Source organism: Oceanipulchritudo coccoides, from assembly GCF_010500615.1.
GTDB lineage: Bacteria > Verrucomicrobiota > Verrucomicrobiia > Opitutales > Oceanipulchritudinaceae > Oceanipulchritudo > Oceanipulchritudo coccoides.
In genome coordinates this window covers 664,362-689,659 of record NZ_JAAGNX010000001.1, presented here as the reverse complement: position 1 = coordinate 689,659, position 25,298 = coordinate 664,362, and the positions used below count along the sequence as shown (strand labels likewise).

Genomic DNA, 25,298 nt, shown 5'->3' with positions numbered 1-25,298 from the left:
GTCTCGACCGCGAGACCATACCATGCAAGAAGGTTGGCAGTGAGACAAAGATATTTTCCCCCTTTCCTCGAAAGCGCTGCGCTGCTCTCTCTGCTGGTTTTGTTGGTGGGCTGTCAATCGGGCACACCCGCGCCCGCCCCACAATCGCTGGGACGCTTTAACGTCGAGAAAGACCTTTTCCTCGCTCAATTCGATAGCAAGACCGACGTCGATGACATCCAGTCGGTCGCTGCGGTCGCTACAATGCTGGCCGATCCCCGCTTCTCCAGAGTCCGGTATCACGCGGTAGCGGGTGCCTATGGAATTCAGGATGGGCTCTATGTGCCCGCGAACGAACTTTTCGAACTGGCCTTCGGTTCGAATTGGTCGGACGCCCATACTGATTACGAGCGTGCGTTGGGCGAAGTGAGCGCGCTGGTCACCGAGACGTTGAAGAAGGGCGGCACCGTCTGGATCGCGGACGCAGGGCAGTCCGACTTCACGGCGGACATTGTCCGGCAGATGGAGAAAAATCTGCAGGGAATCGACCTGAAAGAGCGGATTCATGTGGTCCAACACGCTGACTGGAATGAAAAAGTCACGGCTCCGGAGAAACTGGCATACGTGAAGGTAGCCGCATCCTACCATAAGATTCCGGACGGCAACGCGGTGGGCAATGGCACGCCCGGTTTTAGGACCGACGAGCCCGTCGCCTGGCGCGAGTACGTAACAAGTTCAAAGGGACAACAGATTTGGGAACTGGCCATCACGATCGCCAACCGCTACAACGCGAAGGACGGTCGCTATGACAACACCGCGATTGGTGGAGGCGGCATGGATTTCTCCGATGTCTCGGAAACTTGCTGGATCTTCGGATTTGCCGGTTTGACGGATGCCGAAGCATTTTTTCGGGAATTTGCGACCCGCTGAAGTGCAGAACCCGACAGGCAAGATTTAAACCGTATAAAACCACTGAAGAAAGCATATCAATGAAAGAACATTTTCTGGACGACAGCATTACCCAGCCCTTCTGGGACAATTCAATAGCGCCGCGATTGGAAATAAATTTGGGTGATGTAGTCACTTTTGAGTGTCCTGAACCAACCGGACAGGTAACACCAGAATGGACGGCAGACAACCTGAAGCAGTGGGATCCCTCCTTGGCGCATGCGCTGATAGGCAGCGTTTACGTGAAGGGAGCAGAGCCTGGCGATGCACTGGAAGTGGAGGTTCTCGATTTTCAACATAAAGGATGGGGCTGGAGCGGCCATATTCCGGAGTTCGGATTGCTGTCTGAAGATTTTGATTACCCATACATACACCATTGGCGCCTTGAAGGGGATACCTGCCATTTTGGTGTCCAGGGGATTACCCTGCCGTTTCAGCCTTTCTGCGGCGTGATGGGCGTGGCCCCAGCCGAAAAGGGCCGATTGGATACGATTCCCCCGCGGTCCAACGGCGGCAATATTGATATCCGGCATCTCGGGCGCGGTGCTAAAGTATGGCTTCCAACCATGGTTCCCGGTGCTCTGTTTGCTTGTGGTGACTGCCACGGTGCCCAAGGGGACGGAGAGGTCTGCGGAACCGCCGTTGAATCACCGATGACAGTAACGCTGCGTTTCAATGTGCGCAAAGGAGCAAATATCCCGGAGCTACAGTTTGAAACGCCTGCTCCCCTCGATAAGCTCGCAGGGAGATATTTCGCCACCACTGCGCACGGACCCGATCTAATGGAAAACGCGAAGAATGCCGGGCGCTACATGATTGACTGGTTAGTCAAAACCAAAGGGCTGACGCCAAGTCAGGCCTATGTTTTGTGCAGCACTGCAGTTGACTTGAAGATCAGTGAAGTTGTGGACCTACCAAACTTTATTGTCTCCGCCTATTTACCGTTGCAGATTTTTGCAGATTAGAGGTCTAAATCTTAGAATCTACAGATTCGGAATTTCCCTTCTCTCCTGCAACGCGAGGCCCGCAAACCTCACTTCATCAGTTTGGACAATAGTGCGTCATGCGGGGCAGGAATGCATTCGAGAATTCGATCATAGCGGGAATCCTGGAAAAACCCGCTCAAAATCGAAGTGGTGGCGTAGAGATATTCTGTTTGCCACTCGGTGACCTGTTCATGGGGCCAACTAACAGCGGGGTCACAAGCGTGGGATGCCAGAAAATCAAAAGCGGTGAGCAAGCTGGCTCCTTCGGCGGACTTGTAGGCAAAAAGGTTTTCCCCGTAGTTTCGCCCAATGGCCGCAATCCGCGCAAAATGCTCAAGGTTCTCGGTGCAGTAACTCCAGGAGCGGCTGCGCTGGAGCTCAAGCGGTTGCAACCCTTCCATGGTGATCTGATTGGGAATTCTCTTCTCCTTGACGCGCTTCAGGATGTTTGCACTGAGATTTGATTTACCAAGAAAGTGGGCAATTGCCAATTGTTGAAGATCGTAGGCCGTCCCATGGTTGTTTTTTGCGTTACGCTCGGCAATCCCGTTCGGATGATAGCTCAACCATTCCAGAAACGTCCCAAACCATTCGCGAATCTGCGTCTGCCCGGAGAGCGTCCCCGTGCAAGACAATTCGAGCAACTTGATGGCATCGACGAGTTCCACAAAGACGAGCGTGTCGATAATTCCTGTGCCCCGGCCATCAGTCACTCCCGGGATTGCTTGCGCATGATTCAAATCAGGAAGCATTCCCGTTTTCGTATCCAAAAACCAGATACGGAGCAGTTTCTGAGCGTAAAGGGCATACGGCTCCTCGCCCGTGGCAAGGTAGGCGATAACCAAATTCCAAACGTCGTCGACCATCGCATGCAAGGCCGGGCGATCCGAGACGATGTCCCGCTCAGGATTAAACTCCCCGTCTCTCCTCACATAAGGAAGCCCGTCCGCTGTGTCTGGATTACGCCACCAATACGGTCCCGTGCTGTAGTAGGAGCGAATGTCCCCACTCGGAGGAATCCGTTCATTCGAAGTCACCGTGTATGAGCGCTGCTCCTTGAGAATTAAACTCGCCTTGTTAATTACGGCTTCAACAAGTCCATCGCCCTCATTAAAATCCCCACGGATGAGCCGGCCGACTTGATCAGCATTGAGGGCTCCCAATACTGGAAGAGCCACATGCCATGACGGACCCACTTCGCTCCGTTTCAAGAGGCGTGGATTGTCACCATTCCATGCAAAGACAGGTTTACCAGCTTCATTATTCGGCTGGAGCAATCCATGTGTGTCCCGGGGAATTGTTAACCTCATTTTCTCAAGGCCTTGAAAATCACTCCGCCCCGCCTCATTCCCCGAGGACAGGACATTATCGGAAAACTCAACATCAGGCAGGGATCCAACAATCTGGGCACTCCCATTCTTGCCCAGATCAATCAAATTTCCGGTAATAGTCACTCCGCTTGGAAGTATACTTCTCCCACGTTCGCCGTATCCACCATTCAAATACAATCCGATTCCCCCACAATCAACAATCAGGTTGTTCTTGATCGTCGCCCGGTCAGCCGCGAAATAGCCATTCAGGGGCGAACCGGGGATTCCGGAGTACAATACGATCACTCCCCCGGTCAGTCCGGAAAGGCCCTCAAAGTAATTATTCCGCACAGTGTGGCCGCTCCCAATCACCCGGACCCCTCCAGTACGGTGTTTCCCCTTCCCGATGAAAATATTTTCTTCAACAAGGCACTTGTCCCCGTGCCGCAGAGTCAGGCTTCCTGATGATTCAAGGAAGACATTCGATCGAAAGGTATTCGAATCCGTCTTGCTTGAGATAATCTCGGTCTCTCCATCACAGCGCTCAAATAAGTTTGAATCGACCAGGCAATTCCCTGCCTTTTCAGAATCCTGACTCTGCCCGATCTGGATGCATTCAAACCCGTTTCCATCACCCTGTTCACGATCCAAAAAATGATTATGGTCGATGCGGTGCCGGGCGTCAGCCAACTTCATCCTTACCTGAACCGTAACCCCGCTATGCTTTTGATTCGAAAACAGATTGTGATCCACGCGGTTCTCTTGCCCATAGAGGCGAACCCAGGCATATCGCCGCTCCGGATCATCCGGGTTACAGGAATCAAAGATGCAATTGCTCAAGCGACTCCCATAGGCCATCGACTTTTCCGAGTCTCGAAAAGAGACAATCGCCTCAGCTCCCTCAGGTGGCTCAACTCCCTCAAAGCGCAAATCACTCACTGTGATATGACTCCCTCCAATCTCAATCGATGAGCGGCCCGTGATAATCGTGCTTCCATCCTCAGCCCCTTTCAGGACAATTGGGGCATCAGGTGTTCCGGACACATCAAGGGTCAGTTCGAGGGAATCCCACACCCCCGAATCAAGCTGCAGGATATCTCCGGCCTCGAGGCTCCCCAAGGTGGCCGTCAACTCAGCTGGTGTCCTCACTAACTGGATATCTGCACCATTACCTGCTGTCAGCAGGTTAAGCGATGTGACTAAAAATAGGATTCGGAGGGTTATCATCAAACTCATCCTTCGTTGAATATCGAAAGTCCCGCAATTGGCCGCTTTGTCTCTAGGCTTGTCCAACAGGAGGCTTCGCTCTTGCTTCAGCTTCGATAAAGACTCGTTGCACTGCGGGAAGCGACTGCTTCAGCTCACGATCAATGGCGGAAATGACTCGTTCAATATCTCCTGCGGGAATGCCGTTCACAAAATCCACACTCAAGTTGACGAGAATATCCTCCGGACCCATGTGCATCGTGAGGACCTTGTTGACGTGCTCCACTTCCGAATGGCGTCCAACAATTTTGCGAATCTTGGCGACGGCTTCTGAGCCAGCGCTCTCCCCCATCAGGAGGCTCTTGGTCTCAAAGGCAAGCCAGGCGGCAGTCACACCGAGAATCAGGCCAATGACGATTGAGGCCGCACCGTCGAAGTACGGAATGCCCGTTATGTCGGTGAGGAGAATACCGACGAAGGCCACGAAAAGGCCCAGCATGGCGGCTGAGTCTTCAAACAGGACAACAAACATGGTAGGATCCTTGCCCTCGTGCACGGCTTGGAAGTAGCCCTTCTTCCCCCGGTGGACATTGAAAGCCTTGAACGCGAAAAGCCAGGCCGCTCCCTCGAAGATCATGGCCAACCCGAGAACAATGTAATTCACGTGGGGGCTTCCGATTTCCTTCGGATGAATAAGATGCCGAATGCCCTCATATGTGGAAACCCCGGCCCCGACGGCAAAGATCAGGATGGCCACGACAAAGCTCCAAAAATAAAGTTCCTGGCCATGGCCGAAGGGGAAGCGCGGATCCGCCGGGCGCTTGGACCGCTTGAGGCCATAAAGGAGGAGGACCTGGTTGCCGGTATCGACCAGCGAGTGGATAGCCTCGGAAAGCATTGCCGAGCTCAGGGTGATCCCCGCGGCAATAAACTTGGTGATGGCGATCAGGCCATTCCCGATCAGTGCCGCGACGATAACTTTTTTCGATGAACCAGCCATACATCCTACTTTAATAAAAGCAGAGATTCGGATGGCCAGTTTAAAGCCTCATGCCCTGCAGCATAAGGCCCTACCTTGCGACAAGGTTACATTTCCCCTTCAATCGGGAGGAGACCGAGAAACCAATCTTCCAAGGCCTGCAAGGTTGATCCAGAAGGCTGCTTCTCAAGCTTTACATCATCGGACACCCAGTGAATGGAACCATCATCCTGCTCCTGCAAGTGCCATGCGTTTCGCAAATGAAAATCCACCTGAATGAGCTCCCGAAGCTTCTGGTTGAGCTCCTTGCTTCGAATCAGCAGGGCCATCTCGGTATTGAGACGGAGGGACCGGGGATCGAGATTAGCGCTTCCAATCATCGAAAGATAATCGTCGATCAGGATGAATTTGGCATGCAGTCCAAGGTGCTTGGTGTCCACGGGCATCTGCATGTACACATGCCGATCCTTCGCGAGCGCGCGGACCTCATGCAAATCGGCACCATGCTGAATCAGCCGGTGGATATGCTTCCGGTAGACACTGTGTGCCGCGAGATGGTTATTGGATCGGATAGAGTTGGTGAGGATCCGGACCTGTACCCCGCGCTTCTCAGCTCGTTCAATGGCCGCTTCCATTTCCTGCGTGGGGACAAAGTATGCGGATATGAGGATAAGTTCCTCCCTGGCCTGATCGAATAGCTTCATCAATTCCGTGGATAATTGCACGGGAAGCTCGTCTGCCAACTTCGGATTATCGGGCGCAGGTTCATCTGCCAGAAGCACGACCTCCCCAGTGAAAGCGTTCTCCGCGATTTCCCTCCAGGCGAGGATGCGCTGACCGGCGTCCTCATCCAATATCCGCTTCGCAGTCACCTTGACCCATTGGGCGTATTCGTCAGGTGAAAGGCCGCCGCGCCGTTCCTCGATCAACAAGTCTTCCGGGAAGCTCCAATTGTTGTTCCAGAAATTGTCAAAAGTGTCACTCAGGGTGGTCACATGAGGTCCCCCGAGAAGCAGCTCCAAATCCCTGAAATTGGCCTTCTCATGCGCCCCGAAATACTCGTTGGCCAGATTGCGCCCTCCCATGATAGCAACGCGGTTGTCTACAATGAGGGCCTTGTTGTGCATGCGGTGATCAAGGCGGCCAAACTCGCCCAGATTCATGAGCTGGCGCACAACGACGCTGTCGTAACGACGCCGAAAGGGATTATAAATGCGATATTCAATATTTGGATGATGATCGATATTCCAGATTTCCTCCGCATGCGAGCTCGTGAATGTATCGTCGAGCAAAAGGCGCACCCGCACACCCCGGTCAGCCGCATCAAACAGATGCCGCAGGACAGACAATCCAACCGAATCGTCATCCCACAGGAATGTTTGGAGATCAATCGACTCCATCGCGCTATCAATTGCCCGCAACCGCCACTCGATTGCCTCATCCCCTTCATTTAACAAGTGAATCCAGTCATCGGCACGGATTTGCTCAATGGACGTCCACAAAGCGGCACTGGAAGGTGGTGTTGCATAGGATTCAGGCAATTCCACTGGTTTCAGCGTAGCACAACCGGCGAGAAACAGGCTGAGAAAGGTCCCTGTAGAAATACGGAGAGAGGCACGGCATTTCTTGGTTTGAGCAGGCATGATGAACCGTTGGATAGAGAATGTTAAGGAAAAGGCAAAGCCGAATGTTACAGCCAGGTTACGATTATGGCGGACTCGTTAAATGTGCCCGGGGAATGGATATTGCGGTTGCCTTGATTCCGTTCAGCCGGATTTTGGGCGGCGATTGATCTAAACCCGGGACTGCACTCGAACTCCTGACTTTCAAACCAAATGAATACACACATGCTCAAACTGACATCAACCCTGCTCGCGGCCAGCTTCCTCAGCCTGTCGCTCAACGCCGCGGAAGAAACTTCCGCTTCCAGTATGGAAGAAACCTACGATAACATTTGGGGCTATTCCAAACTGTACTCAAACGAGGACAATGAGTTCATTCAGAAGATCGCCTTCACAGGCCGTCTGCAGTATGATTACGCCTATTATGACGAGGATGATACAGGCTCCTGGGACGATACGGTGTGGCGCCGCGCCCGGGCCGGCTTCAAGGCAACGGTCCTGAACAACTTTACGGTACATGTCGAAGGCAACTTTGACTTGGAAAACACAGACCCTGCCTACGATGGCCTGACCGACGCCTACCTCGGCTTCAAACTGCCGAACGGCTTGTCGATCAAGCTGGGCAAGCAGAGTGCAGGATTCACGATGGATGGCGCCACCTCCTCGAAGCGGTTGATCACCACCGAGCGCAGCGGCCTCAGCAACAACCTGTGGTTCACCCGTGAATACTTCGTAGGCGCCAGCCTCTCCGGAAAAAAGGACAAGTTGTCCTACAAGGCCGGGGTCTTCTCCAACGATGCCAGCAAGGAATTCGAGAACTTCGCCGAGGAACGATTCTTCCTCCTCTTTTCGATCGGATATGATTTCGGGGATAAGCTGGATGTGGATACTGCCCTGCTGCGGTTGGATTACGTCTACAATGACGAATCGGACAGCGTTGGCACAAAGTCCCTCAAGCAGGTCATCTCGCTGAATGGCCAATACGACAACGGTCGCTATCACATGCGGGCAGACATGACCAACGGCAAGGACTTTAACGGCAACAGCATCTGGGGCTTCCAGATCATGCCTTTCGTCGATCTGAACGACACCTTCCAGGTCGTCGCAAGCTACAATTATCTCTCCAGCACAAACGATAATGGACTTTCCTTGAACCGCTACGAGAAGAAGCTTGTGGGCGGCAAAGCCGACCGGATCAAGGAGTTCTACCTCGGCTTGAATACCTACTTCTACGGGCACAAGCTCAAGTGGCAGAACGGTATCCAATTCACAGACGCCGAAGACGGCGCAAATGATGGCGGCGAATACAGCGGCATCGGATTTACATCGGCCATCCGCATCTCCTGGTAACCAACCTGAACGAAGCAAAAATATGAAAAATACAAAACGCCTTCTTGCCCTGTCCATTGCCAGCATTGGGTTGCTGACCACGGCCAAGGCCGACCTCGATCCCAATCTGCCGGTCTACCAACCTGTTTCAGGCGTATCCGGCAACCTGAACTCAATCGGTTCGGACACCCTGAACAACTTGATGACTCTCTGGGCGGAATCCTTCCAAGCCATCTATCCGAATGTGCATATTCAGATCGAGGGAAAGGGCTCCTCTACCGCCCCACCCGCCCTGATTGAAGGAACGGGACAGCTAGGCCCGATGAGCCGCGCCATGAAGCAGACTGAAATCGACAAGTTCGAGGCTCGCTTTGGCTACAAGCCATTCCAGATCGGGGTTTCCCTGGACGCCCTCGCGGTCTACGTCCACAAGGACAACCCGATCAAGGGCATGAGCCTGAAGCAACTGGACTCGATCTTCTCAAGCACCCTCAAGTTCGGCGGCGATCCGATCGAGACATGGGGCCAGCTTGGAATGGAAGACTCATGGGCACCGCGGAGTATCTCCATTTATGGCCGTAACAGCGCCTCCGGCACTTATGGGTTTTTCAAGTCAGTCGCGCTCGGAAAGGGCGATTTCAAGTCCAGTGTCAAGGAACAGCCCGGCTCATCAGCCGTTGTCCAAGGCGTCTCCAGCGATATCTACGGGATCGGCTACTCGGGAATCGGATACCGGACTTCCGGGGTACGCGTCCTTCCCATTTCCTCGGATGACGGAGATCTCTATGAACCCACCGCGGAAAATTGTATTTCGGGCGACTATCCTCTGGCCCGTCTGCTCTACATCTACATCAATCGCAACCCGGTGGAGGATCTGGACACCCTGACGAAGGAATTCCTTAAGTTTGTCCTTTCCAAGCAGGGACAGGAAATCGTCGTCAAGGACGGCTACTACCCGCTTCCGGCGGAGATTGCCGAGCAATATATTGACGCGCTGGAAAATTAAGGTCTCCCTTTTGCCCATCGGCAGACAAACCTGCCAGCTTTTCGACTGATTCATTGATTTCAATGGGCAAGGAACTCTCAAACACTTCACACGGCCGGTCCCGGGCTCCAGACCCGGGCCGGTTTCGTGTCTCCAAGGCGACCCTTCGTCTGGACAGCTTTATGACCCGGTTCATCTTCTTCGGCGGATTATCGGTCATTTTCGCGATCTTCGGGATTTTCTTCTTCATCCTCGCGGAAATTATCCCGCTCTTCAAAGGCGCAGAGGTCGAGGCCGAACGGGAAATCTCCACCGGTGTCGAAAACGTCATCCTCGCAGGAATGGATGAATGGGCCGAGCTACCCTTTGTCGCGGATGCCAGCGGAAACCTGACCTTCATCGACACCACCGGCGCCGGACGCTCCAAGACTGCAGAGGCGGAGCTTCCCGAGGATGTGTCTATCACCAGCTCGGTCTACCAGCAGTCCCTGCAAAGCATCGCTTTCGGCCTGTCCAACGGCCAATACGTCCTTGCCGACATCAAGTACCGGCCGCAATTTGCCGATGACGGAAGCCGCACAATTGCCGCCTCTGTTGAATGGGACAAGCCCCAGAAACTGGGAGACAGCGATGGCAGCATCATCGACTTGGATGTTTTTCTCAGTGAAACCCGAAAAACAATTGCCGGGATTGTTCAGTCAAAAGATGGGTCATTGGAAGTATCTGTCGTCTCCCTGAAGCAGAAGCGCAGTCTTTTCGGGGCATCCGGATTCAAACTCGACAAGAAATCCAGCCTTGCCGCGGAAATCCCCGGCACGCCCGTTCAAATCCTTGTTGGCGCTGGTGCCGAATCGCTCGTCGTCCGCACGGCTGAGGACGGCATTCATTATTTGAAGGCAAACGGCAGCCAATGGGAACTCCGGCAGAGCTTTTCCCCCTTTCAATCGTCCGGGGCCCGGATCCGCTCCATGGATTACATCCAGGGCAAGGTATCCCTGTCCTTTACTTCGAAAAACGGGGATCACTTGATTTACAGCCTCTATCGTTCCGCTGACACCGGAGAGCGCCTCTACGCGCAGACCAAGGAATTCGAACCCTTCCCCGGTGGCGCCTCCGAATACGCCGCCAGCATGCGTAACAAGGCTTTCCTGATCGGGAATAATACCCGGCTCTCCCTTCGCTATTCCACGACGGAGGAAATCCGTTGGGAAGCCGAGCTTGAGCAACCCCTGAAGCATGTGCTGATCGGGAGTAAATTCGACAAAATCGTTGGGGTGGATCCACAGGGAACGCTCCACTTTTACACGCTTTCCGATCCACACCCTGAAGCTGGGTTCAAGGCCTTCTTCGGGAAAATCTGGTATGAAGGACAAGACGAGCCACAATACATCTGGCAATCCACCGGCGGTACTGACGATTTTGAACCAAAGCTTTCCCTGATTCCCCTCATTGTCGGTTCTTTGAAGGGCACCTTTTATGCGATGATCTTCGCGATTCCCATCGCCATCCTCGCCGCCATTTACACCTCCCAGTTTCTCAATCCGGGCCTCAAGCGCGTTATCAAGCCGAGTATTGAAATCATGGCCTCCCTCCCCTCCGTGGTCTTGGGCTTCCTTGCCGCTCTCTGGCTCGCCCCACTGATCGAGGATCGAGTTCCTTCGGTCTTACTGATCATGAGCCTGATTCCACTTTCAGCGGTCTTGGTCGGATACGTGTGGAATCTCTTCCCCATCCGGATTCGTGTTCTTATTCCCATGGGCTGGGAGTTTGTCATTTTCGTTCCCCTGATTGTCATCGTTGGCGTTCTTGCCTGGCACTTGGGGCCCTTGTTTGAATCTCTCGCCTTCCGTTACACCGATCCGGCCACCGGCCAGACCGTGGGTGACTTCCGCCTCTGGTGGGAGGCTTGGACCGGCAACCAGTTCCAGCAGCGCAATTCCCTCGTCGTCGGCTTCATCATGGGATTTGCCGTCATTCCGATCATTTACACGATTGCTGAAGACGCCATATCGGCCGTGCCGCCTTCCCTCGTCTCGGGATCCCTTGCCCTCGGGGCCAGCCGCTGGCAGACCACCGCACGAATCATCCTCCCAACCGCCTCGGCCGGTATTTTCTCCGCGTTCATGATCGGCCTCGGCCGCGCCGTCGGGGAAACCATGATTGTTGTCATGGCCACCGGAAACACCCCCATCCTCGACTTTGATATCTTCTCCGGGATGCGCACCCTTTCCGCCAACATCGCTGTCGAGCTACCCGAGGCACCCCACGGTGGCACCCTTTATCGCACCCTTTTTCTTGGAGCTTTCGTGCTCTTTATCCTGACCTTTGCCGTTAACACAATCGCCGAGATCATGCGGACGCGTCTGCGCAACCGCTACAAGGTCATCAGCTAACCATGGAAGAGACAAATCCAGCAAAGACTCGCCCGGTCGACGACCGGCCCAAGGGGGAGGCCCTGGTCTGGCTCAGCTCGGCTGGCCTGGCGATGGGTGTCCTCATGGTCGTCTGCCTGATGGGGCTTATTTTCTGGGAGGGGATCACCGTCTTCTGGCCGAAAAAAGTAGCGGAAATTACACTACGTGAGGATTCTGCGTTCCGCATTGGCGACTCGAACAAGATTGCCGGGCCCATCATCAAGAAGCAGACCAGCCTGAAACGCGAGGTGGAGGAATGGCAGCTCTTCACGGGCAACAAGGATGTCTACGGTGGCATGTTCAAGTATATTGACGCGGGGGATATTGAAAAGATCGAGTATCCCGCCTCTGTCGTCGTTGCTGAGCGCATGGAATACGGCAATGCCATCTTTTATCCAGTCGCCCTGAAAACGGTTGCAGGCGAAGAGATCCGGGCCGATGAGGACATCTTCTGGCAGGCATTCGAAATGGAAATTTCCAATGTGCGGGAACGATTCAAGGAAATCAATCAGCTGGAAAAGAAGGAAATTGGTAGCATCAACCAGAAGGTAAACCGCCTGAAACTGCAGCGCCGGCACCTTGAGCGCCAGGAGGCGGATGGAGGCGATGTTGATCCAGCTCAATATTCTAAGATCGAAACCCAGCTGAAAACCCTGGAAGAGGAATTCCAGGTACTCGCCGCTGAGGCCCGCGAGCTGCGCAACCTGCAGGAAGCCGGGCAAGTGGAGTACCGGTTGCCAACGGGACAACTCCGATCGCAAGCCATTGGCAATATCCTCGGGGCTTACCGGCCCAACGAAATGACTTTCGCGGCAAAGGTCTCCTACTTCTTTAAACATATCTGGGCCTTCCTCAGTGAACGCCCCCGCGAGGCAAATACCGAGGGCGGGATTTTTCCCGCCATCTTCGGAACCTTTGTCATGACTGTGCTCATGAGCGCGGCTGTCATGCCCTTCGGCGTCATTGCCGCCATTTACCTGCGGGAGTATGCCAAGCAGGGCCCATTTGTTCAAAGCGTGCGCATCGCCGTCAACAACCTCGCCGGTGTTCCTTCCATCGTCTATGGCGTCTTCGGGCTTGGGTTCTTCGTATATTTTGTCGGCGGATCCATAGATCAGCTTTTCTTCTCGGATCGGCTCCCAACCGCAACCTTCGGCACCGGTGGAATCCTCTGGGCCTCCCTCACCCTTGCCCTGATGACCGTGCCGGTCGTGGTTGTCTCCACCGAGGAAGCCCTTGCTGCGGTGCCGCGGGGAGCCCGTGAGGCCAGCCTCGCCTGCGGGGCCTCAAAATGGCAGACGATCCAACGGATTGTTCTTCCGGCCTCCGCCCCGGGAATCCTGACAGGCCTGATCCTCGCCATGGCGCGTGGTGCCGGTGAGGTCGCCCCGCTGATGATTGTCGGCGTCGTAAAGCTCGCTCCCAGTCTCCCCATCGACGGGCAATTCCCGTTCTTCCACTTTGAACGAAAATTCATGCACCTCGGGTTTCACATATACGATCTCGGTTTCCAATCGCCCGACTCTGAAGCCGCAAGGCCCATGGTCTTCGCCACCACCTTCCTTTTGATCCTTCTCGTGATCGTCCTTAACCTCGGTGCAGTCCTGATTCGCAACCACTTGCGCAAAAAATTCAAGACGAGCACCTTTTAATCTTCCAGCAATTCAACCTGACAGAATTTGCCCATGAGCACAGCACCAGCAGTCGATTCCCCCAAAGCCAACCAGGCGAACGGAGCATTAGCAGACGAATCCTACATTCAGATTCGGGACTTTAACTTTTTCTACGGAGCAAGCCAGGCCCTGCACAATCTGCAGTTTGATATCCCGAAGGAACAGGTCACGGCCTTCATTGGTCCTTCCGGTTGCGGGAAATCCACCTTGCTGCGGAGCATCAACCGTATGAATGACCTCATCGATGGTGTCCGCCATGAGGGCGATATCCTGGTCAATGGACACAGCGTTTTCGATCCCCTCACGGAAGTCATTTCCCTGCGCAAGCGCATCGGTATGGTCTTCCAGAAATCCAATCCGTTCCCAAAATCCATTTACGAGAATGTGATCTACAGCCTCCGGGTTTCGGGAAGAAACAAAAAGTCCGAGCTGGATGAAATTGTCGAGACTAGCCTCAAGGGAGCGGCCCTGTGGGATGAGGTGAAGGACAGGCTCAATGAAAGCGCCCTCGGTCTCTCAGGCGGCCAGATGCAACGGCTCTGTATCGCCCGGGCCATTGCCAACCAGCCCGAGGTCATCCTCATGGATGAACCGTGTTCCGCTCTCGACCCGATTGCCACCGGGAAAATCGAGGAACTCATTAACGAGTTAAAAAATCACTACACAATTGTTATCGTGACCCATAACATGCAGCAAGCCGCCCGTGTCTCGGACAATACGGCCTTCTTCTATCTTGGGAAGTTGATTGAGTACGGCACCACTGAAGACATTTTCTTCAAACCTAAGAATTCCCAGACCGAGGCCTACATCACCGGACGATTCGGTTAATATCGTGACAATTCATCACTCAGATCATTCAATATCATTATGAAGAGGTTCTTTCACAGCGAATTGGAAACAATGAGGTCCCATCTCCTCCTGATGGGCGAGAAGGCAAATGCCGCCCTGGAGAAAGGGGTCCAGTCTCTCACCGAGAAGGACCTCGAACTGGCCAAAACGGTCATCCGCGAAGATGATGACATCGATGCCCTCGAGATCGAGATTGATCACGAGGCGACACGGTACCTGACTCTCCGTTCTCCCGTTGCCTCAGACTTGCGGCTCATTACGGTCGCCATCAAGGCCAGCCATGACCTCGAGAGGGTCGGCGATGAAGCCCGCAACATCGCCAAGCGATCGAAAAAGCTCATGACCAAGGGTGCTGTTGTTTCCGATCTTCTCAACATCCCCGACATGGCCCAAATGGCCGGGGGCATGCTGCAGGATGCCCTCCAATGCTTCATCGCCGAGGACCCTGAGAAGGCCTACGCGGTGTTGGCAAAGGACAGCGAGGTCGATGCCCTCAACAAGGAAAATTTCAAGGGCCTGATCAAACAGGCCAAGCTCGATCCAGAGGAAATTAACAAATACCTGGACCTGATTTTCATCTCAAAATCACTCGAGCGGATTGCCGATCATGCCACCAACCTGGCCGAGGAAGTCATCTTCCTCACGACCGGTAAGGAAACCCGCCATCAGGGCTTATAGAGTTCCTTCCTCAGGGAGTAATTTTGCTATTGTGGTTTGGCATTAAACATGCATTCCAAACTGTGCTTTTTAAATAAAGCATCTGATCTATAAACCTGAAAATAAACATGGCAAAAGCACCAACCAAGAAAACGGCCCGCAAGACAACCAAGTCTGCCACCGTTAAGAAAACCGCCGTCAAGAAGACAGCCGCCAAAAAGGCTGTGAAAAAGGCTGCGGCTCCAAAGAAAACCGCCACAAAGAAAGTGGCTCCAAAGAAAACCGCCGTCAAGAAGACCGCCGTCAAGAAGGTAGTCGCCAAGAAGGCACCCGCCAAGAAGGCCGTACGGAAAAAGGCTCCTGTGAAGCGTAAGCCCGTCGTTACCACCGTCATCGCGAAATTCGATGCCGGATACGGCAATGAGCTCTACATTCGTGGGGGTAGCTCCGGACTGACCTGGACCGCCGGTGAAGTGATGACGAACAAGGGCGCCGACGAGTGGGTATGGAAGAGCACTTCCGTGACCAACGAAATCGAGTTCAAAGTCCTCATCAACGACGAGATCTGGAGCGAAGGCTCAAACGGAGTTGTCTTCCCAGGCGCTACCGTGGTCTTCGAACCGGTATTCTAATCCCCCCGGTTTTCTGGAGTTAAACGCCGGTCAGGCGTTCCGGTGAAGATCACTGGTCAGCCCTGACAGCTGTTTCTGAATTAATTGCTGGATCACTTTGCGTTGTTCTTTTCCCGTTTCGCGGGAATCCAGCGCGAGGTGGTCCATTTTTATTTTCACGCGGCTGAAAGGGCGCGGAATGATGAAGCGATCCCAGCTGCGAAGGCTGCGGCAGGATTCGCATTCAGCCCCGAGGAGCACGACAGGAGCACCTGTCAGCTGCACCAGCAACGAGGCCCCCAGCTGCGCCTCGTAGCAGGGCCCTCTTGGCCCGTCTATCGTGATGGCGATGTGATGACCCTTGTTCAGGACCTTAAGCAGCTCACGGGCGGCTACAGCTCCTCGCCGACTGCTGCTGCCACGGATCGGCTTCACCCCGATGCTTTCCATGAAATAGCTCAACTGGCCGCCATCGCGGCTGGCACTGACCAGTCCGTGGAATTCCCGTCCCTCAACACCGACGCGAACAAGGGCTGACATCAACGGAAAGAGCCGGTTGTGCCAGAGCAGGAAAATCGTGCCAGTCGGGGCTTTATTGACCACCCGGTTCAGGGAAACGAGGTCTTCAAATTCCAGGGTCTTCATCCATTTCCGCAGACACCAGGCAAAGGCGGCAAGGAGGACACGCTGAAGCCCGCTGACTGAATGGATTTTCGGGGATGAATTTGCAGTTTCACTCATTTAAAGCCTATTGAATGTGTAGCATGGCTGATCCAACCTCAACGGAAAAGAATCCCGCAAGAGCGACACCTCCCTGCCCGCTACTCCCTGCCCCGGAAGAAAAAATGTCCTTTCGCAATCTTCGGGTTGAGCACGAGACCGGGGAGCATCGTGAAAAAGCTGTGTTTCAGGCTGCCTGTACCTATGCGAATTATCTCTGGACGATCAAGTTGCCAGCCCGGGCAATTCTGGCGCTCTGCCGGGCCATTTATCTGGATCCGGACAAACTCGGCGAACCTTTCCGACAGCCATACCGCGCTCTTGCCTGGTTTTTGCGTCATTACGCAGGCGACGGATTTCTCGGCAACCCCCGGGTCAGTTTTATTCATCAAGCCACTCGAATGCCTTGCGACCAATTCTTGGAGCGCCAACGAGCATGGGCCATGTGGTACATCAGCAAGACAGCAATTCCTTCCCTTCCGCCGGATCCAATGGTTGCAGAAAATCCGCCCGAACGGAATGCGCTGCGCATCTACCTCGATCAATACGGCTTGCCTGAAGAGGGACGGGAATGGGAGGCCGCCATGGAGCTTGCCCGGCCTACAATCGATCAGGAAGCGGGCTCGGGATTCCCGGAAACAGAATCTTCCGCACCAGCAGATTCCTCTTCAGGGGATTGATTAAAATCCTTTTCGAACGGCATGGGCTGTTCATTCGCTGATTCAGGTTTTTCCTTCAAGGGATCAACTGCCGGATCCATTTCCACGGATTCAATGATTTCCATCGGCTCATCCTTGGGACGCGCGTCCATTTTAACGCTCATCCGTCTCGGTTCACCATCACGCACGATGCGGATGTCCACATATTGGCCAACGCGTGTGTAGAACATCGCATTTCTCAAGTCATCAAGAGAATGAATCTGGTAGTCACCGATCTGCTCAAGAATATCTCCCTCGATCAACCCTGCTTTCATGGCTGGGGAATCCTCGAAAATCTCGTTCAGGACAATTTGTTTTCCGTTCTCGATGCTGGTTTCGATATCCACCTCAAATCCGATCCACCCGTAAGTGACCTGTCCGGAAAACAGGATATCATCGCGTATGCGAAGGGCCGCCCGGGCAGGGAGAATATAACTGGAAGCAACATCCGGGAGCGAGCCAACCTGGATTCCGAGAAGCCGTCCAGTGAGGTCGACATAGGCCGAACCGCCATCTCCAGGACCAGCGGGAATTGTCGTCCGTACGTAAGTACACGGAAAAAAGCGCTCTCCAAACCGACTCTCAAATCCGGAAACCATCCCAAAGCTTGGACTGGCGGAAAACTCGAGCGGCATGCTCAGACGAAGGATAAAACTTCCCACAGGTGGCAAGTCAGGCCGATCCGTCAGATGAAAAAAGCTGAAGTTGCTTGGCAAGGAGTGCGTTCGCAGAAATGCAATATTGGTTCGCTCATCCACTCCAAGGACCTCTGCACTGTAGGCAATCTGGTCATGCTCGATCCAGACACGTAGCGGTTGATAAACAATGCTGGCGTTCGTGATGATCAGTCCTTCGCGGCTGATGAAAAAGCCCGTCCCAATCACCACTTGGGGAACTTCCTCGCCCTCCGCTTTGTTCTTCGACGGATAGACAGCCTTCACCCGGACCATGGCTGACTGGTTTTCGGCAAAGAGGGAGACAAGTCTTTCCTCCAGCCCACGCAGTTCATCGTTTCCAAGTAGCGGTGTTCCAAGACTTCCAACCAGGAAAATGAATGGAAGTAGAAAACGGCCAAACCGAGATCCGGATAAAGCTCGCAACATGACCGGGTTACTAGAAGTTGCGACCGAGTTTCAGGTCCGCTGTGGTCACACCATAATTGCGGGTAGAGAAACTGTCCCGGACATAGGATGATCCAGTCGGAGCTGACAAATGCAAAGCAGGCGTGTAGAGCACCTTCTGGAAATTAACACGACGTGAGGAATTGGTTTCAATTGCATCAACAACAAATTGACTGGAAACCTTGTCGCTCTCCAATGGAAGTGCTGTATCCGCAAATCCAACCGGGCTAATGTCATTTTGACTCACCGTCAGGGAATTGACCTGCAGGGGCTCCACTTGCTCCTCAGTGACACCCTGCCCAAAGGTAAAGCGATCGTTGCTCTGCACCCATGAAACGCTGACAGCAATTATCAGGAGAGCCGGGAGGCCAAACATCGCAGCCTTCAAGGACGGATTCCAAAATGAATGCCGCAAAGTGTCCCGCTCGAGGAGGGCATGGAGACGTCGACGCTCGAAATCGTTCTCAAAATCGTTCCAGAAGTCTTCCGACGGACGTTCGTCGCGCTTGATTCGCAAGAGCGCTTCTACGGTAACTGTATCTTTGTTTTTATTTTTCCCCATGGGATTCCAATCAATCAAGGAAATGCTTTAAATCCGCTTGCAGTTGCTGCTTTGCATAGTGCAGGCGGGACCGGACGGTTCCAACTGAGCAACCGACAACATCCGCAATTTCCTGATGACTCAGGCCCTCTATTTCAAAAAGCACCACAACTGTCCTATGCTTAGGAGACAACTTTTGCATCGCTTCGTTCAATTTTTCCTGAAGCTCGCTTAACAAAGCGCCCTTCTCGGATTTGTGCTTCGCGGCAAGAGTTTCCAAAACCTGGGCGTGGCTGCCTTCCTCTTGGATCGTCTCCAAACTGAAAAAGCGTCTGAACCGGTTTCGTTTAAGATGGCTTAAAGCTGTATTGACCCCGATCCGGTAAAGCCAGGTAAAGAAGGCGGATTTTCCCTTGAACCGGTTGATCGAACTGAACGCCTTAATGAAGGCTTCCTGTGTCAGGTCAGCCGCGTCTTCGCGATTTGAAGTCAAATTATAGATAATGCCGTAGAGCCGTTCGCGGTATTTACGCACCAGCACGTCAAAGGCCGCCACATCACCTTCCTGAACCCGGCTGACCAATAGCTGGTCGGCATTGGCTGCAGACTCAGGTGCAGAATCCGCTTCCACTGGGAGCGAACCGTCAACTGACTTGGACAAAGACATCTATTAGCAATCTAGTTGGGTTTGATATGGATTCAAGGATTATCTGGAGCACTGGAAATAGGAATCACCGGATGGAGAATTTATTCCAAGCGGACTCAACAAAATCGATCAGGTTGAGCAAAACCCCTTTCCGATACTCGCCCGGGATCTTTCCAGCCATCGTTTTAGCGAGATTCAGCTGCTCGCGGAAGGCTGCCTCGACCATCTCCAGCACGCCTTCCCCGAGAAGCGAAGCCTGGTCAGCCCCTTTTGCTGCGCTTTCCTGCAGGGATTTCAATGCAGATGACCGTTCATCTTCCGGCAACGATTCCAGCCAGACCAGAACCGGCAGAGTGAGTTTGCCGGTGGCGAGATCGGTCCCAAGTGTCTTCCCCGCCTGGGATTCCCGCCCAAAGATATCTGCCGCGTCGTCGTAGATCTGGTAGGCAATGCCCAAATGCCGGGCAAATTGGCTTGCGGACTCACTGGTGGTTTCCGGAAGCCCCGAAAGAAAACTCCCAAGGTAAGCCGAAACGGCGAAAAGCTCAGCGGTCTTCAAGTCGATCATCCGGTAATAAGCTGAGAGGCTCGGTGCCTCTCCACCGCGGGAAAAGGTTTGCGCGATCTCCCCCGAACAGACCTGCCGAGTCGCCATGGACACGGCACGGCAGACTTCCACGTCTGGAAATGTAGCGGCGAGGTGCAAAGCATGGGAAAAAAGGGCATCCCCGAGGAGAACCGCAATGTGTGCCCCATAACGGGAAACGACAGTTTCTGTCCGGTGGCGAATGTCCGCCTCGTCCAGGATGTCGTCGTGGACCAGCGTAGCCAAATGGACCAGCTCGACAATTGCCGCCGCCTTGATAACGGATTCCCGGGGAAATTCATCCGCTGAATCCATGGCTGTTGAGAACACAAGAATCGGCCGAAGCTTCTTCCCGCTATGTCCAAAACAATATTCAACGAGCGGTTGGACTTCCGGCTCAAAAGACATGACCTGCCCCGAAAGAAATGCTTCCAGCTCGTCAAAGGCGGGTTGCAGCGGTCCCAAGATCGCCTGAAAGCGGTCTGAGTTGGAAATCGATGGGACAGATGATGCCGGAGGTTCCATAAAACATCGGAAGATATGAGCAGGATTCATCAAAATCAAGCCAGCCAAGCCTAAACCTGTGGGAAATTTGCTTGCCGCGAATCATAGAACAGCCACTTAAAAGGGGAAATGACCGATTCTCCCCTTATCATTTTAATCCTTTTTGTTGGAGCTGCTTATCTCTTCAAATTGTGGCGTGATGACATGCTGGCATGGAAAGCCGGTAAACCCCATGAAAAGGGGATTCCCGGTGCAACCAGCGCGCCTGGGGCCGCCCTGTGGATTGGCGCGATTGGTGCCCTTGCCCTGGTCGGGCTTGAGACCGGAGGGGAAATTGCTCTGGGTGTCTCCTCTGAACAGACCGACATTACGGTGATTTTCCTTTTGGCCATGATCGGGGCAGGCGTCCTTGAGGAGGTTCTTTTCCGGGGCTATTTTGTTATTCAGAATAAAGGACGGAACATTCTCATCCTGAGCATCGTCGGGTTTTCCCTGCTTTTTGCGCTGGCTCACTACCAATATTACACCGAAATCCCGGAAGAAGGCACCTGGCGTGACCTCAGCTTTGTCATCGATCCGAAGTCAGGCTGGTCGCTGCTTCTGCTCTTTCTGAATTCGCTCTGGTTCTACTGGATGCGCTTCAGCAAATGGAATCCCCACCATTCGCTCCTGCCCTGCTTTGTGGCGCATATTGCCAGCAATATGGGCGTGTTCGCCGTCAAACTTCTGCAAGGCCACGTGCACGGCCTCTATTGACTAAAAAAAAAACGGCCCCGGAGTGAACCGGGACCGCTTGATTAAAAATCTCGATCAGACTGGATTTAAGCACCGATCTGGAAACGCGCGAAGCGGTTCACGACGATGTTTTCACCCATCTTTGTAATCTGCGCCTTGAGAAGGTCCTGAATGGTGACATCCGGATTCTTCACGAAAGGTTGCTCAAGCAGGACAATCTCCTGGTAGACCTTTTCCAGCTTACCGCTGACGATCTTCTCGACAATGTTCTCGGGCTTGCCCTGAACCTGACCAGCGGCAATTTCCTTCTCCTTCTCGATGACCTCGGCAGGAACGTCCTCCCGGTTCACGCAAGTCGGGCTCGCGGCAGCGATGTGCATCGCAATATCGCGGACAAGGGCTTTGAAATCGTCGGTCTTGGCAACGAAGTCCGTTTCACAATTAACCTCAACCATCACACCGATCTTGCCACCCATGTGGATGTAGCAGTCGACGAGACCATCGGAGGCATCGCGGTCGGCCTTCTTGGCGGCACTGGCGATCCCCTTCTTCCGAAGGAGATCAATTGCTTCGTCTTCGTTTCCGTTGGTTTCCTTGAGAGCCTTTTTGCAGTCCATCAGACCGGCACCTGTCTTGGCGCGAAGCTCTCCTACCATTTTTGCTGTAATTTCACTCATTGCTTTGGTGATCTCTTTTAAAAATTAACTTTCTTTGGATTCGTCGTCCGTGCTGAAGGATTCCGGCACAACATCTGATTCCTCATCATCGGAACGGACTGCTGTGACAGGCACTTGGTCCTCCACCGCAGGAGCGGCAATCGCCGGCTTGACCGTACGGGTTGGGATCGCATCGGGCTGGGCACGACGGGCAAGACCTGCCTGGATCGCGTCCATGATGACTTCCACGATGATCCGAATCGCCTTGATCGAATCGTCATTGCCGGGGATCGGGTAAGCGAGTTTTGACGGATCGCTGTTGGTGTCGACCAAAGCAACCACCGGAATCTTCAGGCGATTGGCCTCTGCAACGGCAATGTCTTCTGTCCGGGTATCCACCACAAAGAGGGCACCAGGCATTTTTTCGAGATCGACGATCCCTTCAAAGTTGCGGTTCATCCGGGACATTTCACGACGGATGGCAGCACTTTCCTTGTTGTGCATCTTTTCCAGCGTTCCGTCTCCGTCCCACTGCATGTACTGCTTGTACTTTTCGATGGAGCGACGAACCGTGACAAAATTCGTCATGGTTCCACCAAGCCAGCGGGAAGTGGCGTACGGCATATTGGTCGCAATAGCTGCTTCCTTGAGCAGATCGCGCGACTGGCGCTTGGTCCCGACGAGGAGAATATCTTTCCCGCTCGCGACGGTTTCCTCGACAAATTTCGCGGCCTCTTCAAGGCGGGCGAAGGTCTTTTCAAGATCGATGACGCTGATGCCGTGACGATTGGCAAAAACGAACTTTTTCGACTTCGGGTTAAAACGGCGAAGCTGGTGGCCAAAATGGACACCGGCATCAAGGAGATCCTTAATCGTAATATTCATAATCTGATTTTGTGCGGCATCCCGATCTCTCGGAACAAACTGGCTGGCCGCACCGCCAGCTTTCATTAGCTTTTGGAATTAATCCGTTGCCAGCTTCGTGCTGACAATTGAACGGAAAGAGAAGGAACAAAGCGTCCTGAGAAGCCAGTGCAAGCCTATTCCGCGATTGGTATGAAATCCGTAGCGCGCGGGTTTAACCCGCGGTTTCACGTCCCCCCGCCCGACCGGCCCTTCGTGAAAGCGTGGCACAGGGCGGCGGCAGCGGCATCGGCCTCATCAAAGGGAAGGATCCGGTCAAGTTTGAGGAGCCCGGAAACCTGCCGGGTCACCTGTTCCTTGCTGGCCCGGCCATAGCCGACAACCGCCTGTTTGATCCGCAGGGGTGGATACTCGAAAACCGGAATGCCCAGCAGGGCGGCTTGGCCAATCGCCGCGCCCCTTGCCGCTCCAAGCTTCTGCGCAGTCTGGAAATTCTGCACGTAAATCGTTTCCTCAACGGCGACGGCAACCGGGGAATGTTCCTTGATGAGTCGGGCCACCGCATTGGCAATTTCACCGAGACAATCGGGAAAGCTTGCCTTTCGCAGGGGAGAGACAGTTTCGCTGGCGATGTAAGACCCTGTGTCTGGAGGTGTGAAACGGACGACGGCCAGGCCCGTCCCGCGCAGACTCGGATCGATTCCAAGGATGATTCCCTTGAACGGTGTCATGACCGCGGAACGAACCTCAGGGGCCATCTTCTGCTTTCCGACGGTCCCGGCTTTGATTTGGGCGGCCCACTGGGCTCTGGCAGATTGCTTTGGCATATCGATCAGAAAAACATCAACTTGCCACCAGCAAGGACAATGAAAAACCAGACGGCAAAGGTAAAGAGCTGCTGTGGGATGAACTGGACCACTCGGGGAGCCACCCAGGCGCCGAGCATTGCCACCGGGGCAAGGGTGAGGCTGATCTGGAGCGAGTCCATGTTTATGATGCCAAGATGCGCCTGCAAGGGCACTTTGACCACGTTGACGATGAAGAAACACCACGCTGCTGTACCGATAAATACCATCTTGGGGAGGCCGACACTGATGAAGTACAACTGCCCGACCGGGCCAGCCGCATTGGCCACCATGGTCGCAAATCCACCGAGCACACCGAGGATCGAGCGAAATCCAAGGGAGTGTGGGAGGTTTTCTGCAAAATCCGCTTTGCCAAACCGTTTTGCCAGAAGGCGGGCAATCTGGATCAGCGTCATCGCAAGGACAATCCCTCCGATGAAGCGCTTGACGACCAAGTCGCTGAGGACGCCAAACAGGAAATAACCGATCAGGATTCCAATCCCCATCCAGGGAAGCAGGCGCCATAAATAGCCCCAGTGGGCATGCCGCCGATAGACGGTGATGGCCACAATATCCGCGGCAATGAGAACGGGAAGCAAAAGCCCGACAGAGGCCTTGGCGGGAAAAACCATGGCAAACAATATCACTGTGAGATTACCAACACCGACCAGTCCGCCCTTTCCGAGCCCCACCAAAAGAGCGCCTGTGCAGATCAGCATCCAATCAAGTGGACTCAGGCTCATGCATCCCTTTCTTCCCGATACACCCGCGCATCGTCCATCTTCCAATGTGTCCAGCTATGAAATTCATCCTCGCGAGGAAAATGCGTCCCCGTGGCGATAAGCTGGCTTTCAGAACCGAGCATTCTCCAGAAACCCTTGCGTCGGGTGGCATCCAGCTCCCCGACAATATCATCAGCCAGAATCACGGGTCTTGTTCCACCGCGTTTGCGATACCAGTCCACCAGCCCCATGCGCAGGGCAAGCACCAACCCGCGCTGCTGGCCTTCGCTGGCAAACTCCTTGGCGGTGTGTCCTTGAAGGGTTATTTTCAAATCATCCCGGTGCGGACCACGGTTGCTCGTCCCCGTATCCACATCCCGTTGCAGGATGGAAAAGAACTGCTCCTTGTAGCCCTCCTCACAGGATGCTTCAAGCGAAGCCTCATAGAACAAATCGGGTTGTTCCTCGACTCCGCTAATCCCCGCATAGGCTGTCTGAAAATGCGGACGAAACTCGTTCAGCAGTTGGCCACGCTGCCGGTAGAGCTCCCATCCGGAACGGATTACCAGTTCCTCGAACGGGGCTCGCTGGGAAGCCGGGGCACGTTGCTTCAACAAGGCATTGCGCGACTTCAGGCTCTTGAAATAGCGGGTCAGGTGGTCGAAATATCCGGGATCCATGACGACAAACATCATGTCCATCAGGCGGCGCCGGAGCGACGGGGCCCCACGCAGAATCTGGATGTCGTGGGAGGAAAAAGTAATTGTTGGGAACCTTCCAAGGATATCGCCCATTCGTCGCACGGGTTCCCCGTCCATCAGGACCTGCTTGGAGCCGGGCTTTAAGACCAGCTCAAGAGTCGTCTCGCCCATCTGGTCATGGTGCATCTCATAGACAAGGGTCGTTTCCCGTGGCCGGGCCTCCCAACGTATTAGCGCGGGAATTTCCGTAGTCCGGAACGAGCGCAGACTGGTCACCAGGCCGAGGGCCTCCAAAAGATTGGTTTTGCCCTGTCCATTGGCCCCACAGATGAATTGAGCCCCGTCCGGAAAGCCGACTTCCAAATGCGGGAAATTCCTGAAATCCCGGACTCTGACTTCCCTGAACCGCAT

24 protein-coding genes are annotated in these 25,298 nt (G+C 54.0%); 11 read left to right on the top strand and 13 right to left on the bottom strand.

Features of this window, described 5'->3' with window-relative positions:
- Positions 1–39: 39 nt before the first annotated feature.
- Positions 40–909: a hypothetical protein gene (locus G0Q06_RS02725; RefSeq protein ID WP_163962223.1), complete on the top strand. Its 870-nt coding sequence runs from the start codon at positions 40–42 to the stop codon at positions 907–909.
- Positions 910–968: 59 nt separating this feature from the next.
- Positions 969–1,892: an acetamidase/formamidase family protein gene (locus G0Q06_RS02720; protein WP_163962221.1), complete on the top strand. Its 924-nt coding sequence runs from the start codon at positions 969–971 to the stop codon at positions 1,890–1,892.
- A gap of 68 nt (positions 1,893–1,960) precedes the next feature.
- On the opposite strand, the gene G0Q06_RS02715 is transcribed toward G0Q06_RS02720, so the two are convergent.
- The 3 genes from G0Q06_RS02715 to G0Q06_RS02705 all read right to left on the bottom strand — a co-directional run bounded on the left by G0Q06_RS02715 (position 1,961) and on the right by G0Q06_RS02705 (position 7,051).
- Positions 1,961–4,450 carry a chondroitinase-B domain-containing protein gene (locus G0Q06_RS02715; RefSeq protein WP_163962219.1) on the bottom strand — a complete coding sequence of 830 codons (2,490 nt, stop codon included), beginning with the start codon at positions 4,448–4,450 and terminating at the stop codon, positions 1,961–1,963.
- A gap of 52 nt (positions 4,451–4,502) precedes the next feature.
- Positions 4,503–5,429: a cation diffusion facilitator family transporter gene (locus G0Q06_RS02710; protein ID WP_163962217.1), complete on the bottom strand. Its 927-nt coding sequence runs from the start codon at positions 5,427–5,429 to the stop codon at positions 4,503–4,505.
- 86 nt (positions 5,430–5,515) lie between these two features.
- Positions 5,516–7,051: a phospholipase D-like domain-containing protein gene (locus G0Q06_RS02705; protein WP_163962216.1), complete on the bottom strand. Its 1,536-nt coding sequence runs from the start codon at positions 7,049–7,051 to the stop codon at positions 5,516–5,518.
- 204 nt (positions 7,052–7,255) lie between these two features.
- Between G0Q06_RS02705 and G0Q06_RS02700 the strand changes: the two genes are divergently transcribed.
- The 7 genes from G0Q06_RS02700 (at position 7,256) to G0Q06_RS14430 (ending at position 15,569) form a co-directional block, all read left to right on the top strand.
- Positions 7,256–8,380 (top strand): porin, encoded by a 1,125-nt coding sequence (locus G0Q06_RS02700; RefSeq protein ID WP_163962213.1) that lies wholly within the window; start codon positions 7,256–7,258, stop codon positions 8,378–8,380.
- 22 nt (positions 8,381–8,402) lie between these two features.
- The gene (locus tag G0Q06_RS02695) at positions 8,403–9,365 is read left to right on the top strand and encodes a PstS family phosphate ABC transporter substrate-binding protein (RefSeq protein WP_163962211.1); all 963 of its coding nucleotides are present in this window, start codon (positions 8,403–8,405) and stop codon (positions 9,363–9,365) included.
- Positions 9,366–9,427: 62 nt separating this feature from the next.
- Positions 9,428–11,737: an ABC transporter permease subunit gene (locus G0Q06_RS02690; protein ID WP_163962209.1), complete on the top strand. Its 2,310-nt coding sequence runs from the start codon at positions 9,428–9,430 to the stop codon at positions 11,735–11,737.
- Positions 11,738–11,739: 2 nt separating this feature from the next.
- Positions 11,740–13,410: a phosphate ABC transporter permease PstA gene (pstA, locus tag G0Q06_RS02685; protein ID WP_163962207.1), complete on the top strand. Its 1,671-nt coding sequence runs from the start codon at positions 11,740–11,742 to the stop codon at positions 13,408–13,410.
- Between the two features lie 33 nt (positions 13,411–13,443).
- Positions 13,444–14,259, top strand: coding sequence for a phosphate ABC transporter ATP-binding protein PstB (gene pstB / locus G0Q06_RS02680; protein WP_163962205.1), 816 nt, complete (start codon positions 13,444–13,446; stop codon positions 14,257–14,259).
- Between the two features lie 39 nt (positions 14,260–14,298).
- Positions 14,299–14,958 carry a phosphate signaling complex protein PhoU gene (gene phoU, locus G0Q06_RS02675; RefSeq protein ID WP_163962203.1) on the top strand — a complete coding sequence of 220 codons (660 nt, stop codon included), beginning with the start codon at positions 14,299–14,301 and terminating at the stop codon, positions 14,956–14,958.
- 107 nt (positions 14,959–15,065) lie between these two features.
- Positions 15,066–15,569 (top strand): hypothetical protein, encoded by a 504-nt coding sequence (locus G0Q06_RS14430; RefSeq protein WP_238710220.1) that lies wholly within the window; start codon positions 15,066–15,068, stop codon positions 15,567–15,569.
- Between the two features lie 30 nt (positions 15,570–15,599).
- Here G0Q06_RS14430 and G0Q06_RS02665 read toward each other — a convergent pair whose 3' ends face one another.
- A complete protein-coding gene (locus G0Q06_RS02665; protein ID WP_163962201.1) occupies positions 15,600–16,289 on the bottom strand; it encodes a lysophospholipid acyltransferase family protein in 690 nt (229 codons plus the stop codon).
- 23 nt (positions 16,290–16,312) lie between these two features.
- Here G0Q06_RS02665 and G0Q06_RS02660 point away from each other — a divergent pair, with 23 nt between their 5' ends.
- Positions 16,313–16,948 (top strand): hypothetical protein, encoded by a 636-nt coding sequence (locus tag G0Q06_RS02660; protein WP_163962199.1) that lies wholly within the window; start codon positions 16,313–16,315, stop codon positions 16,946–16,948.
- Here the strand turns inward: G0Q06_RS02660 and G0Q06_RS02655 are convergent.
- From G0Q06_RS02655 to G0Q06_RS02640, 4 genes are all read right to left on the bottom strand, one after another.
- Positions 16,879–18,069, bottom strand: coding sequence for a S1C family serine protease (locus G0Q06_RS02655; RefSeq protein WP_163962197.1), 1,191 nt, complete (start codon positions 18,067–18,069; stop codon positions 16,879–16,881). The two genes, G0Q06_RS02660 and G0Q06_RS02655, sit on opposite strands and share 70 nt — an antisense overlap.
- A 10-nt stretch (positions 18,070–18,079) precedes the next feature.
- Positions 18,080–18,649 carry a hypothetical protein gene (locus G0Q06_RS02650; RefSeq protein ID WP_163962195.1) on the bottom strand — a complete coding sequence of 190 codons (570 nt, stop codon included), beginning with the start codon at positions 18,647–18,649 and terminating at the stop codon, positions 18,080–18,082.
- 10 nt (positions 18,650–18,659) lie between these two features.
- The gene (locus tag G0Q06_RS02645; protein WP_163962193.1) at positions 18,660–19,295 is read right to left on the bottom strand and encodes a sigma-70 family RNA polymerase sigma factor; all 636 of its coding nucleotides are present in this window, start codon (positions 19,293–19,295) and stop codon (positions 18,660–18,662) included.
- Positions 19,296–19,359: 64 nt separating this feature from the next.
- Positions 19,360–20,385 (bottom strand): polyprenyl synthetase family protein, encoded by a 1,026-nt coding sequence (locus G0Q06_RS02640; RefSeq protein ID WP_163962191.1) that lies wholly within the window; start codon positions 20,383–20,385, stop codon positions 19,360–19,362.
- 108 nt (positions 20,386–20,493) lie between these two features.
- On the opposite strand from G0Q06_RS02640, the gene G0Q06_RS02635 reads away from it, so the two are divergent.
- Complete coding sequence (locus tag G0Q06_RS02635) at positions 20,494–21,120, top strand: CPBP family intramembrane glutamic endopeptidase (protein WP_163962189.1); 627 nt, start codon at positions 20,494–20,496, stop codon at positions 21,118–21,120.
- A 65-nt stretch (positions 21,121–21,185) separates the two neighbouring features.
- Here the strand turns inward: G0Q06_RS02635 and tsf are convergent, their stop codons facing one another.
- From tsf to recF, 5 genes are all read right to left on the bottom strand, one after another.
- Complete coding sequence (gene tsf, locus G0Q06_RS02630; RefSeq protein ID WP_338045111.1) at positions 21,186–21,788, bottom strand: translation elongation factor Ts; 603 nt, start codon at positions 21,786–21,788, stop codon at positions 21,186–21,188.
- Between the two features lie 12 nt (positions 21,789–21,800).
- On the bottom strand, positions 21,801–22,640 hold the full coding sequence (rpsB, locus tag G0Q06_RS02625; protein WP_163962185.1) for a 30S ribosomal protein S2: 840 nt from the start codon (positions 22,638–22,640) through the stop codon (positions 21,801–21,803).
- A gap of 206 nt (positions 22,641–22,846) precedes the next feature.
- Positions 22,847–23,446 carry a crossover junction endodeoxyribonuclease RuvC gene (ruvC, locus tag G0Q06_RS02620; RefSeq protein ID WP_163962183.1) on the bottom strand — a complete coding sequence of 200 codons (600 nt, stop codon included), beginning with the start codon at positions 23,444–23,446 and terminating at the stop codon, positions 22,847–22,849.
- Positions 23,447–23,451: 5 nt separating this feature from the next.
- Complete coding sequence (locus G0Q06_RS02615; protein WP_163962181.1) at positions 23,452–24,207, bottom strand: sulfite exporter TauE/SafE family protein; 756 nt, start codon at positions 24,205–24,207, stop codon at positions 23,452–23,454.
- Positions 24,204–25,298 (bottom strand): DNA replication/repair protein RecF, encoded by a 1,095-nt coding sequence (recF, locus tag G0Q06_RS02610; RefSeq protein ID WP_163962179.1) that lies wholly within the window; start codon positions 25,296–25,298, stop codon positions 24,204–24,206. The genes G0Q06_RS02615 and recF overlap by 4 nt, the downstream gene beginning before the upstream one ends.